This is a genomic window from Paenibacillus sp. FSL R5-0636, assembly GCF_037974255.1.
Taxonomy (GTDB): Bacteria; Bacillota; Bacilli; order Paenibacillales; family Paenibacillaceae; genus Paenibacillus_AQ; species Paenibacillus_AQ odorifer.
The window spans coordinates 1,017,674-1,031,595 of sequence record NZ_CP150232.1 but is presented as its reverse complement, the minus strand read 5'-3'; the positions used below and the strand labels follow the sequence as shown (position 1 = coordinate 1,031,595).

Here is a 13,922-nt window from a genome sequence, read left to right as displayed (position 1 = left end):
TAGACGAGACTCAACTATTTTTTATCCGACAAAATCAATACTCCGCGACCCGGCACAACAGCTGAACCGCTAATTACATTACCTGTCAGTAGATCAGTACGCTCAGCCGCCCCAATATCGGCGCTTAAATCACCAGCGGTGTGGTTCAGCAAGAACAGAAAAGATACGCCATCCTTCACACGTTGAACAGATTCGATACCTTCCGGTGCAGTTACCAGCGGCTGAATGTTCTTTTCGGCACACAGATTCGCTAGGAAACCTTGCAGGAATCCAGCTTCTGGGCTAGTCGCCACATAATAAGCTTTACCTTCGCCAAATTTATTCACAGTCAGTGCAGGCATTCCTTTATAGAAATCAGAACCGTACTCTGCCAAAACTTCTGCCCCTTCGGCATGGATCAGATCGCAGAGCAGATCACATTTATAAGAACCACTCAAGCTACCCCACGTTTTATCCAGCACGAGCTCATTGCTCATACCTGGCAGTAATGCATCGATTTCCTCTGCCCAAATTCCAAGCACCTTACGCAATTCGCCTGGATAACCTCCAACCGTTACAAGGTCGTTCTCATTAACAATACCGCTGAAATAAGTCGTAATGAATGTGCCGCCCGCTTTTACAAAGGCTTCAACCTTCTCTGCAAAACCTGGCTTGACCATGTACATTACAGGTGCGATAACAATTTCATACTTGGACAGGTTCTCTTCGACCCCGATCATGTCGGCTTCGATATTTTGCTGATACAGCGCATCATAATATTTGTGAACTTCATTCACGTAATCCAAGGCAACCGACGGACCGCTTGATAGATCAAGTGCCCAACGATTTTCCCAATCGTAGATGATCCCTACTTTAGCCGCACTGCGCGCATCCAGTAATTGATCTCCAAGCTGCTCCAGCTCTTTGCCCAGCTCAGCACATTCACGGAATACCCGTGTGTGTTCATGACCCACATGCTCAATTACCGCTCCATGATACTTTTCACAAGCCCCTATCGAACGACGCAGCTGGAAGAACAACACAGTATCTGCACCACGCGCTACAGCCTGGTAACTCCATAGGCGCATAACGCCTGGACGTTTCAAAGAGTTGTAAGGTTGCCAGTTCTGCTGGCTCGGTGTTTGCTCCATCAACATGAACGGTTGGCCATTTTTTAATCCACGCATAAGATCATGTGTCATTGCTGTAAAGCTGACCGGTGTATCCAGTGAAGGATAGTTGTCCCAAGAAATTACATCCATATGCTTGGCCCACTCAAAATAATCCAGCTCCGGATAAAAGCCCATCAGGTTCGTTGTAACTGGTACGTTGGTGCTGTGTTCTTTGATCGCTTCATATTCGATTTTGTAACATTCGAGCAAGCTATAAGACATAAAACGGCGATAGTCCAACGAGATCCCTTGGAAGTTAGTACGGTTACCGTTCCATTCTTCACTCAGCTCATTTGGCACCACAATTTCTTCCCAATCATAAAACGTATGTCCCCAAAAGCGTGTATTCCAAGCCTTGTTCAAAGCATCCAGCGAACCATAACGCTCCTTCAACCAGACACGGAAGGCAGCAGCGGACTGTTCGGAATAATCATAGCCACCATATTCATTAGAAATATGCCAAGCTACCAGTGCCGGATGATCTTTGTAGCGTTCTGCCAGCTTACCAGCCAGCTTCGCTGCATACTTGCGGTAAACTGAACTGTTCGGATTGGAGTTATGACGTCCACCGAACTTACGTTTTCTGCCCTGGACATCGACACGTGTCACTTCAGGATATCGGTGAGCCATCCAAGCTGGATGCGCTCCTGTTCCTGTAGCTAGACATACATAAGTTCCATTTTTATATAGTCTATCCATTAATTCATCCAATGAGGAGAAATCATAAGTATCTTCGGAAGGTTGAATTAAAGCCCAGGAAAACACATTAATTGTGGCAACATCAATTCCCGCCAGCTTGAACATCCGTTCATCCTCAGCCCATACAGGCGCATCCCATTGCTCCGGATTGTAATCTCCACCGTACCAAATTTTAGGTAATTTATCGTTAATCACACTTCGCACACCCTTTATAGTATAATTATATATCTATTGTAAATGGTTAAGGTTGCCCTTTAAATATAAAATAATATCTCATACATATAAGAATATAGAACTAACAGGAGAGGATAGCATTGTCCGAAATCATGCATCGCAGGATCGTATTCGTCCATGAAGGTGGACAGCACTTGCCAATCACTTTAGACAGTATGGGGCACAATCATGATCAGGAAAAAGTATCCCGCCCCGATGGCTATGACACGTATCATTGGCTTCAGACCTCAGAAGGTGAAGGGATTATCCATTTTGACAATAAAACCTTTTCCTTGCCCGTAGGCAGCGGCGTATTACTACTCCCCTATACACCCCATCGTTATGAGGCCTCCACTAAAAACTGGGGTACCTATTATCTAACGTTCGGTGGCGATTCGGCACAATCTATTTTGGAGACGCTTGGGATGAATAGTAATTCTTTTTACCGTTGGGAAAATGAAGCGCCTCTCCCCAATCTGCTGAAGGAAATGCTGGATCGTCATGATGCCTACCAGGATATGTTTGGTCTCGGCGCCTCCACAGATGCTTATCGTTTTTTGCTTACTTTGAGTAAATATGGCCAGCTTCATAACAATACGGCGATTTCCCGCAATGTAGATAAGCTGCAGCCACTGCTAAAATGGATGGACAGCCATTATGGCGATCCTGATCTCGGACTGAACGATCTAGCCGATGAACTAGGGGTATCTGGGCGCTATCTTAACAACCTATTCGTCCAAACTTTCGGACTCTCGCCTTATGCCTACTTCGTACGTTTACGCATCCGCAAAAGCAAAGAAATGCTCGTAAGCCAACCCGATCTTACGGTAAAAGCTATCTCCCAGCTAGTCGGCTTCCGCGATGTCAGCCATTATGTAGCCACATTTCGCAAGCAATCCGGGACTACGCCGGAGCAATTTAGACGCCTGCATTAAAAATGTCCCGCCCACTGTGGAAAAATTGCTCGCTGGGAATATGCGGCTAGAACGTAGTAAGAGTATGGTATGCGCTACTATTGTGTAGAAATGGGCGGTACGGTGAAGTGCGGTACGGTACGTTGGCTGGGTTCATTTGGCTGCGAGTGTGCGGCACCTCTGTGCTGGATCGTGTAGATCTGTACATGATAGGAGTCTATGTGGAAATCTGATCATGTTGGAGTCCATGCGGAAATCTGATCATGTTATGGACTTCATGTGGAAATCTGCTCATGTTGGAGCCCATTGTGCAGCTCTCTTCAGTTCAGTATGAGTAATTCAGACGAAATAATTGCACTTTGTACACTTAAAATAGCCTGCACGGCAGAAATTATCCATATAAGTGTATTCTGTGCAACTATATTCTCGGAATATGGCCTTGCAGCGGGATAAGCCGATTTTTAGCTGCACAAAGTGCAACTAAAACCAATTAAACACTCCAACACTTCAAATAAGTGTACGAAGTGCAACTATTTTCTGTTGTGCTTCTGTTAAAGTTTCTGCATACCCTATTCCACTCATTTTTTACTCCACACTTCCACTTACTTCACTATTCCTACTCCACACATTCCCCTACACCGCTCTTCCCTTACTCCACACATCCCTCACTTCATCTTTACCAACCTTCACTTCACCCTACTCCACACATCCCTCGCTCCATCTTCACCAACCTCACTTCACCCTACTCCACACATCCCTCACTCCATCTTCACCAACCTCACTTCACCCTACTCCACACATCCCTCACTCCATCTTCACCAACCTTCACTTCACCCTACTCCACACATCCCTCACTCCACTTTCCTCTCTCCTGCCACACTCCCAAACCCACTTCAATACCTCTTTACTCAAAACCACTCAAATCTCCAGCACCTCTACGCCATACGGCTCGAGCTGGAGCTTTCCCGATCGAATCTTATTATCCAGCAGGCTGCTGTATTCTCGTGGCAACGGAACGATCACCGACTCGCGGCTCAGGTTAAGCAGGAATAAGAAGCTTCCCTGATTTCCAGTCCGCACGGAGGCTTGTACTCCGTTTGGCAATCCTTCAAAGCGTAACAACCCTTTTTCCTTAGTCAGGTTCTCTAATAGAACTGACCAGTACTTCTCTTCCGCATGAGTTCCGAAGTAATAAACCTGACCTTTACCGAAGGAATTAACAGTTACAGCGGGTGTGCCGCGATAGAAATCATCACCATACCAAGCAATCGGCTGGGCCACTACCGGCCGGAGAATGTCGCACCACTGCGTACATTCGTATTGGTTACCCTCCGCGTCCATGATGGCATGTGTTTCAGCGCCAATCGGATCATACTCCAGCACTTCAACGCCGGTACAGTAGCTCAGCTGCCCGGGCAGCGGTTGCATGACTGCGATGTTGTTTATATTTTTGACACCACTACGGTTGGTGATCAGCAAGGTCCCGCCAGCGAGGGCAAAATCCTCCAGATTACGTACGATCTCCTCATCCAGCAAATATAAATTCGGAGCGATCACTACTTTATATCCATCAAGCGGTTGTCTGAGGTCGATAACATCGCAGCCGATGCCAAGCCTGGTTACCGCCCGGTGAATCTGCTTAATGTTCTCATAATAATCAAAGCCCTCTGCCTGCGGCTGAATATCCAGTGCGGCCTTCTCTTCATGGGAATGGAGGATAGCCACTTCGTTTTTCAGCATCGTTCCTTGGAGCTTGTCGCTCAGCCTATTAACCTCATGACATAGCTGCGTGAACTCCGCTAATCTGCGTCCCGGAACATTGCTGTGGTCAATCAGCCCGTGCCAGAATTGTTCTGCTCCTGAAATTGCACTTCTCCAGCAAAAATGAACAACCGTATCCGCACCTCTAGCAATCGCCTGCCATGCATAGGCACGAATCAGTCCTGGATAAGGGGTTCGCCACATCGGCATCCAACAACCCGGCGATCCACTCAGCTGCTCCATAATCCAGAAGTTTTGACGTTTAATGCCACGGGTTACGTCCAATGAAAGCGCTCCGCTATAAGGCGTCGTATCTTGTTTGGTTGGCGAAGTATTCGGATAATAATCAAACGCAGCCACATCCAGATCTGCACCCACTGCGTACATATCGAGACGCTGCGGATAGCTGTGAAAGTTATGGGTTATGAAATGCTCTGGACAAATCATACGCAAAATATTGATCTGCGCCGTCTGAAACGCTACCACCGAATCCCACTGAAACCGCTGAAAATCCAGCAGAAAAGATGGATTCTGATGAGGTGATCCGCCCAGCGGCACGGTAAGCTCATTCCAATCGCTGTACTCCCCGCTCCAAACTACGGTTCCCCATTCTGCATTGACCTCATCCAGTGTTCCGTATTTAGCTTGTACCCATGCTCGAAAAGCAGTATTACAAGCGTCACAATGACAATCCAACATGCCAAATTCATTATCAGTCTGCCAGCCTATGACAGCCGGGTGTTCACTGTAACGCTCGGCAAGACGCAGAATAATACGGCTGCCATACTCACGCAGTGATGTGCTGTTATAGCAGCGGTGTCCACGTACCCCCGGGTGAAAGGTCTCTCCATTAGCAAACACCGGAAGCACATCTGGAAATTTCGTCGTTAACCATCTTGGCGGTGTAGCTGTTGGCGTACCCATCACAACCTGCAGATCATATTGATGAAAAAGGTTCAGCGCGCGGTCCAGCCACTCGAACTGGTAATTCCCCTCAGTTGGCTCCAGTCGACTCCATGCGAACTCAGCAACCCGGACTGCTTTAACACCTGTTTCTTTCATCAACTTGATATCTGGTTCCCACATGGATTCATCCCAATGCTCCGGGTAATAGTCCACACCCATCTGAACATGATCATATCGTTTCATTGGCGCTTCTCCCCATCCCTTGATATTCAGCCCTGTTTCCCAAAAAAAGCGCTCCCCGTCTCAAATTGATGAGGTATACGGAGAGCGCTTCTGTTAACCACTAATATCCATTAAATCTTCTCTATAAATGTGCTTTACTTATTTTTTAAGCTTGTCCCATGCAGCTTGCATACCAGTCATCCAGCCGTTAACGTCAACCTTGTCAGCGATGAACTGTTGGATCACGCTGGCAAATTCTTGCGTTACACCATCAGGGAATTTGGAGGATTGCAGGCCATAAACTTTGTTTTCTTTTACATAGTTCCATACGTCTGCTCCAAGCATACCGATGTCTTCAGGTGTTGCTTCGATTGTGGACAAAGCAGGGATGAATTTCCATTTTTTAACGATATACTCTTTACCCATATCGGAAGTTACCAACCAGTTCAAGAAAGTTTTTGCTTCTTCTTTAGAACCGGATTCTTTGTTGACTACTAGGTTCGCAGGGATACCTACAGTCATTTTGTCATTCTTCTCAGCATCTTCATTGATTGGCATAGGGAACATACCAATGTTCATATCAGGAGTGATGTTATCAACAAGAGTTTGTGCCCAGTTACCTTCTTGCATCATTGCAGTTTCACCTTTTGCGAACATTGCCAGGTGAGTGTTAGCATCTGTGGTCAAAGGATTCTTTTGTCCGTATTGTAAAGTCAGTTTGAGATACTTGCTCCACTCTTCAAACGTTTTATTGCCTACAATTGTACCAGTTCCTTCATTCAAACCTTTGATGAATTCATCTACATTATCTTGTTGTGCAAAGGCTACGCTGATCCCTTGGTTACCTAGCAGCCACCATTCCTGATATGCATTACCAAAAGGAGTTACGTCGATAGCTTGCAGTTTTTTAGCTGCTTCTTCAAGCTGTGACAATGTTTTTGGAGTTTCAGTGATTCCCGCTTTAGCGAACAAGTCCTTGTTATACACAATACCGATACCCTCAAGGTTCATTGCCATACCGTATACTTTGCCATCTTTAGTCATAGGCTCTGCAGCCATAGGAATCAGATCTTTTACCCAAGGTTGGTCGGACAGATCTTCCATCTTGTCTCCCCAAAGTTCCATTTCTGCATATCCACCATTGGAGAAAATATCAGGCGCATCGCCGGAAGCGAATTTAGTTTTCAATGCTGCTGCGTAGTCCGCACCACCACCAACTGTTTGGATATCCAGCTTGATGTTAGGGTATTCTTTTTCGAATTCAACCTTAAGCTCATTGAGGCCTTCTACGATTTCAGTTTTGAATTGGAAGATCTTTACGGTCTTCACTTCACCTGAATTTGTGCCAGCGCTTCCATTTTGTGAGTTACTAGAAGCGTTATTATTACCACCACATGCCGTTAGAGCTAAACTCATTGCCATTACTGCTGATAGAGCAACTGCGGAGTGTTTCTTCTTCATTATATATTCCCCCTTAAAATAGTGGACTGCTTAAAAAATATTTGGAACGGAGGGCTCGGTGTTAACCTTTCACCGAGCCAGCCGCTATTCCCTCAACAATGTAACGTTGCATAAACAGGTAGAAAATGATAATTGGTGCGACCCCGATTACGAGAGCCGGAAGTGCCATATCCCATTGTTTGGTGTATTGACCAAAGAAGGAGAAAGTCGCCAGTGGAATGGTCCGAAGCTCTGGTGCCTGAAGAATCAAGGATGGCAACAGATAGTCATTCCATATTCCAAGTGCGTTTAGCACGATTGTTGTCATCACCATTGGCTTCAGCAAAGGAAGCACAATACGGAAGAACACGGTAATAGGATTACATCCATCTACTGTAGCCGCCTCTTCAATTTCAAGAGGAACGGACTTGATAAAGCCGTGGAACAGGAAGATCGCCATCGGAACACTGATCCCTAGATTCGTGATAATCAAACCAAGGAAAGAGTTGTTTACTCCAATAACATTTACGACCTTCAGAATTGGAATCATGATCGTTTGAAACGGAACTACCATTGCCGCTACAAATATAAGCAGCAAGAACTGATTGAATTTCGTATTCGCCCGAACCATACGATAGGATGCCATCGCACTGAACAGAGAGATTAGAATAACACTGATCACTGTGATAATAACCGAGTTTCGGAAAGCTTCACCGAAACGGGCTAATTTCCAAGCGGTTGAATAGTTCGACCACATAAATACTTTTGGCCAGCTTGCCGCATCACTCAGAATTTCACCGAAGGATTTCACCGAGTTTGCGAGCAAGAAATAGAATGGAGAGAGAAAGAGCAGGGCCAGGAGGATCATTATCACTTCCGTGCCAATATTCCATCTCTTTTTTTCTGTAGGTTTCATTACGCTTCAACCTCCTTGCTCTTCGTGATACGGACCTGAATCAGAGTAATGATGGCTACAATTACAAAGAACAGCAGCGCTTTTGCAGTACCCAGCCCGTAACGATTGTTCAGGAAGGCTTCATTGTAAATATTCATAGCAACGGATTCTGTCGATTTGAACGGTCCGCCCTTCGTCAAGGACAAGTTAAGGTCAAACATTTTGAATGACCAGGAAATGGCCAAGAATAATCCGATAGTTACAGCAGGCATAATTAGTGGAACTACGATATTGCGTAGCACCTGCCAACGGGAAGCCCCATCAATATCAGCCGCTTCTAGTACTTCTTTGGATACGTTACTCAACGAAGCAATGTAGATAACCATTAGATAACCGGAAGACTGCCAAACAAAGACCATTACAATCGCCCAAAATCCTGTTGTGGCATCACCGAGCCAAGGAAGATTAAAGAAGGACCATCCCGTCAGGTCGCCCATAGTGGCGAACCCTTTGATGAAGATAAATTGCCAGATGAAACCAAGCAACAACCCCCCGATAACGTTCGGCATAAAGAAAATGGTCCGAAGCATGTTACGTGTCTTTAAAGGTTTAGTTAACAGATAAGCCAAGAAGAAGCCTACCACGTTAGTCAAAATCACACCTAACACCGTAAATCTTACCGTAAACCAAAAGGAAGACCAGAAGTCAGGGTCATTTGAGAAAATAGTGGAAAAGTTTTGAAATCCGACCCAACTTACATTACCGGATACACCGTTCCAATCTGTGAAAGAGTAATACATCCCCATCAAAAATGGAATAATCGTTATTAAGGTAAAAAACAAAACTGCCGGACCAACGAAAAAAAGCTGTTGACCTAACTGGGACAACTTAGTGCCGCGCATTTATTGCCCCCCCCTTTCTTTTGCTCACTTACTTGTTTATGCTTTATACACATATTATCTGTTTTTTTCAGGGTACCTCACACCTACTAAAGTGATCTTTCAGGTGTAAAATATTGATCGGATGTGACAAATTTCGATGAAATGGAACACGATTCGCACAAAATTGATCGTTTTTATCCTACTGCCAACGTTAATTTGTATTATGGCCACCATGTTTATTAGCTATCACTATAGCACTCAATCCCTAAGAACAAGGGCAGTAGACGAGAATACGAACCTCCTCTTTCAAGGCAATAGAAACATCGAAAGTCTGATTCAGGAGATCAATCGTCTCTCCCTTATCGTTTATTCAGATTCAGATTTCTACAGACTGCTCGAAGCGGGATATGAGGATATGGCAGCAAATACACGAATTTATTCTTCTCTAAATTACATTTCTTCATCCATGCCAGATATATCCCAGGTGTATCTGTACGGTGCCAAGGATAGAAAAGCCACTTTGCTCACCCAGAATACACCCAAACGTTGGCAGGGTATTCCTCCCTATGCCGACTCAGATATCACTAGCAGTTCTCCTGTGGTTATACAAAGTACACATATAAGTCACAGCTACGGCCTAACTTCACCTATCCCGCAACTCATACCGGAGCCTGTGTTCACATTGCATAGACGAATTGAAAGGATTCCAACTACCACTCCAATCGGCTTCCTGTCGATCGATGTTAAGCTAACGGCTCTTACCGACATCGTCAGTCAGTTATATGATCAGAAACAGGAAAACATTTGGCTGCTGGATGGCGATGGCAAGATTGTATACGGAAGCAACAGTGAGGAATACGGCAAGCGTCTACATGCCTCCTGGTACAACAAGCAAATCGCTACCAATCAAAGCTCCCAAGGGTATTTTGAAGAGGAAGATGCTGTGTTTATTTACCAGAGAATCGAAACCCAAGGTTTAAATTGGACCCTCGTGAAGCAGATTCCTACGTCCTATCTCTTCCGGGAAGCCAACGAGGCGGCAGCGATCAATATAATCCTCCTTGTTCTACTATTAATTACAATTGCCACCTTAACGACTCTGATCTCTTTTCGAATCACAGCCCCGATCAAGCAGTTGACTCGTTACATGAATCAGGTGCAGACCGGTAATCTTGATGTTGATATTCAACCTATGGGCAAAGATGAGATTGGCGTGGTTACCGAGCGATTCCGCAGTATGATGGACACGATCAACAACCTGATCCTAAGGGAGTACAAGCTGGAATTGTCCAATAAGACCAATGAGCTGCGGGCTCTGCAGGCACAAATCAACCCGCATTTTCTGAATAACACATTGCAGATCATTGGCACGCTGGCCTTAGAACTTAAAGTGCCCCAAATTTACTCACTTCTTTCAGCTCTAGCCAAAATGATGCGCTACAGCATGTACAATGAGGAGAAGATCGTAACTGTTAAGGATGAGCTGGATCATGTCAAAGCCTACATTGAACTGCAAAAGGAACGTTTTGAAAATAAGTTCAGTTTCCGCTACGATATGGAGGAATCACTTTTAGAGACGTTTATGCCGAAAATGATTTTACAGCCTATTGTTGAAAATTATTTCAAACACGGCTTTAATCTTTCCCGCAGTGACGGATTCATTGAAATCACCGCAGCAAAAGTGGATGACAACCGGATGGAAATTTGTATCCAAAATAACGGAAATGCGATTCCTTCAGCGAAGTTAGATCTTTTAAAGCAGAAGCTACAGCATCCTACTAGAACAGATATAGATTTATTAAGAAACACAGAGCAAACCAAGGAGACTTCAGGATCAGGTATTGGTCTGCCGAACGTTCTGGCTCGACTCAAGTTTGTGTGCGGAGATAGCGCCACTTTAACTGTTGATAACCTTAGAGCAGGCGGAGTAGTAGTGAAATTGGAAATTGAAATTATAGCGGAGCGTGAAAAGATATGAAGGCGTTGATTGTTGATGACGAGGCAAGAGTTAGAAAGGCAGTCAGACTGCTTGTCGACTGGGAAGCCCATCAAATCGATGAAATTCTGGAAGCCGGAAATGGAAATGAAGCCATCGAGATCATCCGGCAGGCTAAACCAGCATTAGTCATTATGGATATGATGATGGAATCAGGTAACGGGATAGAGTTAATGACCTGGGTGAACGAATTCGCCGGCAACACTAAGTTTATTGTAGTCAGCGGACATAATGATTTTGAGTTCGTACGTCAGACTGTGCGGCATGGGGGGATTGATTATATCCTGAAGCCCATCGAAGCCGAGGCAATCAATGTAGCGGTAGCTAAGGCAGTTGCAGCCTGGCGCTCAGAAGAAGATGACCGAAGCGAGCGGCAGAAACAGAGTATTCAGCTTAATGAGTTCAAGCCCATTTATGGGGAAAAGCTATTATCCGCACTAATTGATGATCCGATCAATTCTGATTTATCTTTGCGGAGGTTATGCAGTGATAGGATCATTCCGGAAAACATCCATTCCGCTCGCTTAATATTGGTGCAGACAGATGCGGGTAACAATCCTTTGATTAAACGTTTTGGCGGAGACACCGAGCTAATGAACTACGCCATCGTCAATATTTGTAATGAATTTTTGCACAGTCCGCATAAGGGTGTTGCTTTTCGTTATTGGGGAGGTCCTCCGGAGATTGCGATTATTCTGTGGGATATTCAAACCTCTGTGGTCGAGCTAATAGGCAGAATCAATCATGGCATCTACTCTACCTTGCAGGTCCGAATGCATTTTGGAATCAGCAGCATCGGCAGCTTACCTAAGCAGTTACCTTATCAGCGTGCAGAGGTGGCAGAGGCATTACAACGCCGAAACTTATTAATTCATGAGGATTACTGCCATTTCTCCTCCTCCTCCGAAGAGTTCAGAGATCGTAAAGAGATCGCCAAAGCAGAGGTTCGCGGTAATATATCAGCAACGAACTTTGCTGACGTCAAGGAAGATTGGAAAATGGCAGTCATCAGCGGAAGTCCAGAAATATTATCAACAGCTGCGCAGCACTGGGTAGATGAGCTTAGCCGAGGCGGGATTGTTACACCAGAAATCCTAAACTCATGGAAAAATGATGCTCTATTATTTCGTTCCCAGCTGGTTCGGGAAATGTTAGGCCCTGAAGCTGAAGGTGCACTGGCCGAGCTTGAACAGGCCGACCAGCTTCACCCAGCTCCTTATACGAACGGTTACTCGTTCTCCTTATTCGCTTGGCGTGACTGGTCGTATACCCTAATGCAGGAGCTGGCCGAAGTAATCGCCCTGAAACAAGCTAAAGAACGTAATCCGATGCATGATATCGTCAAATATATCGAGCTTAATTATGCTTCCGACCTGTCCTTACAGGAAGTGGCCGGAAAGTTTTTTGTTAGCCGTGAATATATTTCCCGCCGATTCAAACAGGAATACGGTATTAACTTTTCCGACTTTATTGTTAATATCCGAATAGATAAAGCTAAGCTGCTATTGCAGAATCCTCGTCTGAAGCTGACCCAAATCTCCGAAATGGTCGGTTTTCATGATGTTAAATATTTCAGCAAAGTGTTTAAGAAGCAGGTCGGATCTTCACCTAAGGACTACCGGGACACATTTAAGAGTTGATCAATACCAGTTTAAAAAGGCGTCCGCAACCGTCTTACCGGCTATGCCGTTCGGATGCGGGTCGTCTTGTCCACTCATATATTCCGGTCTGATCCGGTGATCGTCTGGTGCAGGCAACGATAATAGGCTTGCTATATCAAACACACGGTCTACTCCAGCGGGTGGGTTAGTCAGGATTTCATGATTCACTCTACGCCAAGTTTCTTCTCTTGCCTCCTGAAAATTAAACGGCGGCACCGTACTTAGAATAATACTAGCATCAGCATTTGCTGTTTTGATCTTAGCAATAATAGTTGTCAGATCACCAAGTAACTCATCTGCAGAGCGGCAGCCAATATCAATATCATTTACGCCGAGGACAATCATCAGTTCATCACTCTGTTTAGCTTTGTGAAGCCAAGGGCCATCCGCAGCCACATCATACGCTCTAGCCCAGCCTGAGCCGAGATTCCATACGCCAATCTCTGCACCAAGACCATCCGCAATTCTCGCTGCCCAATATTCGTATCCGTCCTTTAATGTCCGCACACCTTGAGTAATCGAATCTCCCAAAAATACTAGCTTCTTATTCACAGCTTTCTTATACCCGATATAGCTTGGCAGTACCAGAAGCTTGTCGGATTCTGTAAATCCATCGGCTGATTCCTGTGCAGCCAGATTTCCGGGCGCATCATAAGCGGTTGCCAGCATGCCTTCTACATTGAAAGGAATGGATTTGCCCGCAGCGGTTGTCTTAATCGTCCATGTAAAAGCTAAGTAATGGCCATCGGGTAGATTAATGCTTGTCTCATCACTCCAGAAGCATTCACCGGCCGCTACTGGTTTGGAGACATTGCCTTCAAAGGTGACAGCATGTTGTGTATGCTCAAGAATACCTCCGTTTGGCTCAGTGCCTCCATCCGCGATAAAAGCCGATTCGATCACCCAACTGCCCCCAGGTTCACTGCCTGAAGCTTCAAGCCCTTGGTCCCAGGTGGAATCCACCGCATTGCTATGCCAAAATTTTAGCTGCAACGGGCCGTTTTCCCGTAAACGAATATAAGTCCGGAAGGTATGTGTAAAAGGTTCTTGCCTATTCATTATAAAATTAGCGGCGGTTGAAAGAACCGTAGCAGAGGTATAGTCCGTCTGATTCAAAACTCCACTTCCCTTAATTAAATTAGTATTCATAACGTTTCCCCCGTTATTAGTTAAGATTGTAACA

9 protein-coding genes are annotated in these 13,922 nt (G+C 45.3%); 3 read left to right on the top strand and 6 right to left on the bottom strand.

Annotated features, from left to right (window positions below):
- Positions 1-14: 14 nt before the first annotated feature.
- Positions 15-2,045, bottom strand: a complete 2,031-nt coding sequence (locus MKX34_RS04425; RefSeq protein ID WP_076274025.1) for a beta-galactosidase — start codon at positions 2,043-2,045, stop codon at positions 15-17.
- 119 nt (positions 2,046-2,164) lie between these two features.
- Between MKX34_RS04425 and MKX34_RS04420 the strand changes: the two genes are divergently transcribed.
- Complete coding sequence (locus MKX34_RS04420) at positions 2,165-2,998, top strand: AraC family transcriptional regulator (protein WP_235219448.1); 834 nt, start codon at positions 2,165-2,167, stop codon at positions 2,996-2,998.
- An 897-nt stretch (positions 2,999-3,895) separates the two neighbouring features.
- Here MKX34_RS04420 and MKX34_RS04415 read toward each other — a convergent pair.
- The 4 genes from MKX34_RS04415 to MKX34_RS04400 form a co-directional block, all read right to left on the bottom strand.
- Positions 3,896-5,887 (bottom strand): beta-galactosidase, encoded by a 1,992-nt coding sequence (locus MKX34_RS04415; RefSeq protein WP_076296133.1) that lies wholly within the window; start codon positions 5,885-5,887, stop codon positions 3,896-3,898.
- 138 nt (positions 5,888-6,025) lie between these two features.
- Positions 6,026-7,327 carry an extracellular solute-binding protein gene (locus MKX34_RS04410; RefSeq protein ID WP_094902687.1) on the bottom strand — a complete coding sequence of 434 codons (1,302 nt, stop codon included), beginning with the start codon at positions 7,325-7,327 and terminating at the stop codon, positions 6,026-6,028.
- 61 nt (positions 7,328-7,388) lie between these two features.
- A complete protein-coding gene (locus MKX34_RS04405; protein WP_036680774.1) occupies positions 7,389-8,222 on the bottom strand; it encodes a carbohydrate ABC transporter permease in 834 nt (277 codons plus the stop codon).
- Positions 8,222-9,103 carry a sugar ABC transporter permease gene (locus MKX34_RS04400; protein WP_036680772.1) on the bottom strand — a complete coding sequence of 294 codons (882 nt, stop codon included), beginning with the start codon at positions 9,101-9,103 and terminating at the stop codon, positions 8,222-8,224. Before MKX34_RS04400 ends, MKX34_RS04405 begins: the two co-directional genes overlap by 1 nt.
- A 136-nt stretch (positions 9,104-9,239) precedes the next feature.
- On the opposite strand from MKX34_RS04400, the gene MKX34_RS04395 reads away from it, so the two are divergent.
- Positions 9,240-11,060 (top strand): sensor histidine kinase, encoded by a 1,821-nt coding sequence (locus tag MKX34_RS04395; RefSeq protein ID WP_038568837.1) that lies wholly within the window; start codon positions 9,240-9,242, stop codon positions 11,058-11,060.
- Positions 11,057-12,718 (top strand): helix-turn-helix domain-containing protein, encoded by a 1,662-nt coding sequence (locus tag MKX34_RS04390; protein ID WP_038568835.1) that lies wholly within the window; start codon positions 11,057-11,059, stop codon positions 12,716-12,718. Before MKX34_RS04395 ends, MKX34_RS04390 begins: the two co-directional genes overlap by 4 nt.
- Here MKX34_RS04390 and MKX34_RS04385 read toward each other — a convergent pair whose 3' ends face one another.
- Complete coding sequence (locus tag MKX34_RS04385; RefSeq protein ID WP_038568833.1) at positions 12,719-13,888, bottom strand: GDSL-type esterase/lipase family protein; 1,170 nt, start codon at positions 13,886-13,888, stop codon at positions 12,719-12,721.
- Positions 13,889-13,922: the final 34 nt, after the last annotated feature.

Bases quoted from the DNA above. Each gene is read 5' to 3' on its own strand.
- MKX34_RS04415 (WP_076296133.1), bottom strand. From the start codon at position 5,887: ATGAAACGATATGATCATGTTCAGATGGGTGTGGACTATTACCCGGAG.
- MKX34_RS04410 (WP_094902687.1), bottom strand. From the start codon at position 7,327: ATGAAGAAGAAACACTCCGCAGTTGCTCTATCAGCAGTAATGGCAATG.
- MKX34_RS04405 (WP_036680774.1), bottom strand. From the start codon at position 8,222: ATGAAACCTACAGAAAAAAAGAGATGGAATATTGGCACGGAAGTGATA.
- MKX34_RS04400 (WP_036680772.1), bottom strand. From the start codon at position 9,103: ATGCGCGGCACTAAGTTGTCCCAGTTAGGTCAACAGCTTTTTTTCGTT.
- MKX34_RS04395 (WP_038568837.1), top strand. From the start codon at position 9,240: ATGAAATGGAACACGATTCGCACAAAATTGATCGTTTTTATCCTACTG.
- MKX34_RS04390 (WP_038568835.1), top strand. From the start codon at position 11,057: ATGAAGGCGTTGATTGTTGATGACGAGGCAAGAGTTAGAAAGGCAGTC.
- MKX34_RS04385 (WP_038568833.1), bottom strand. From the start codon at position 13,888: ATGAATACTAATTTAATTAAGGGAAGTGGAGTTTTGAATCAGACGGAC.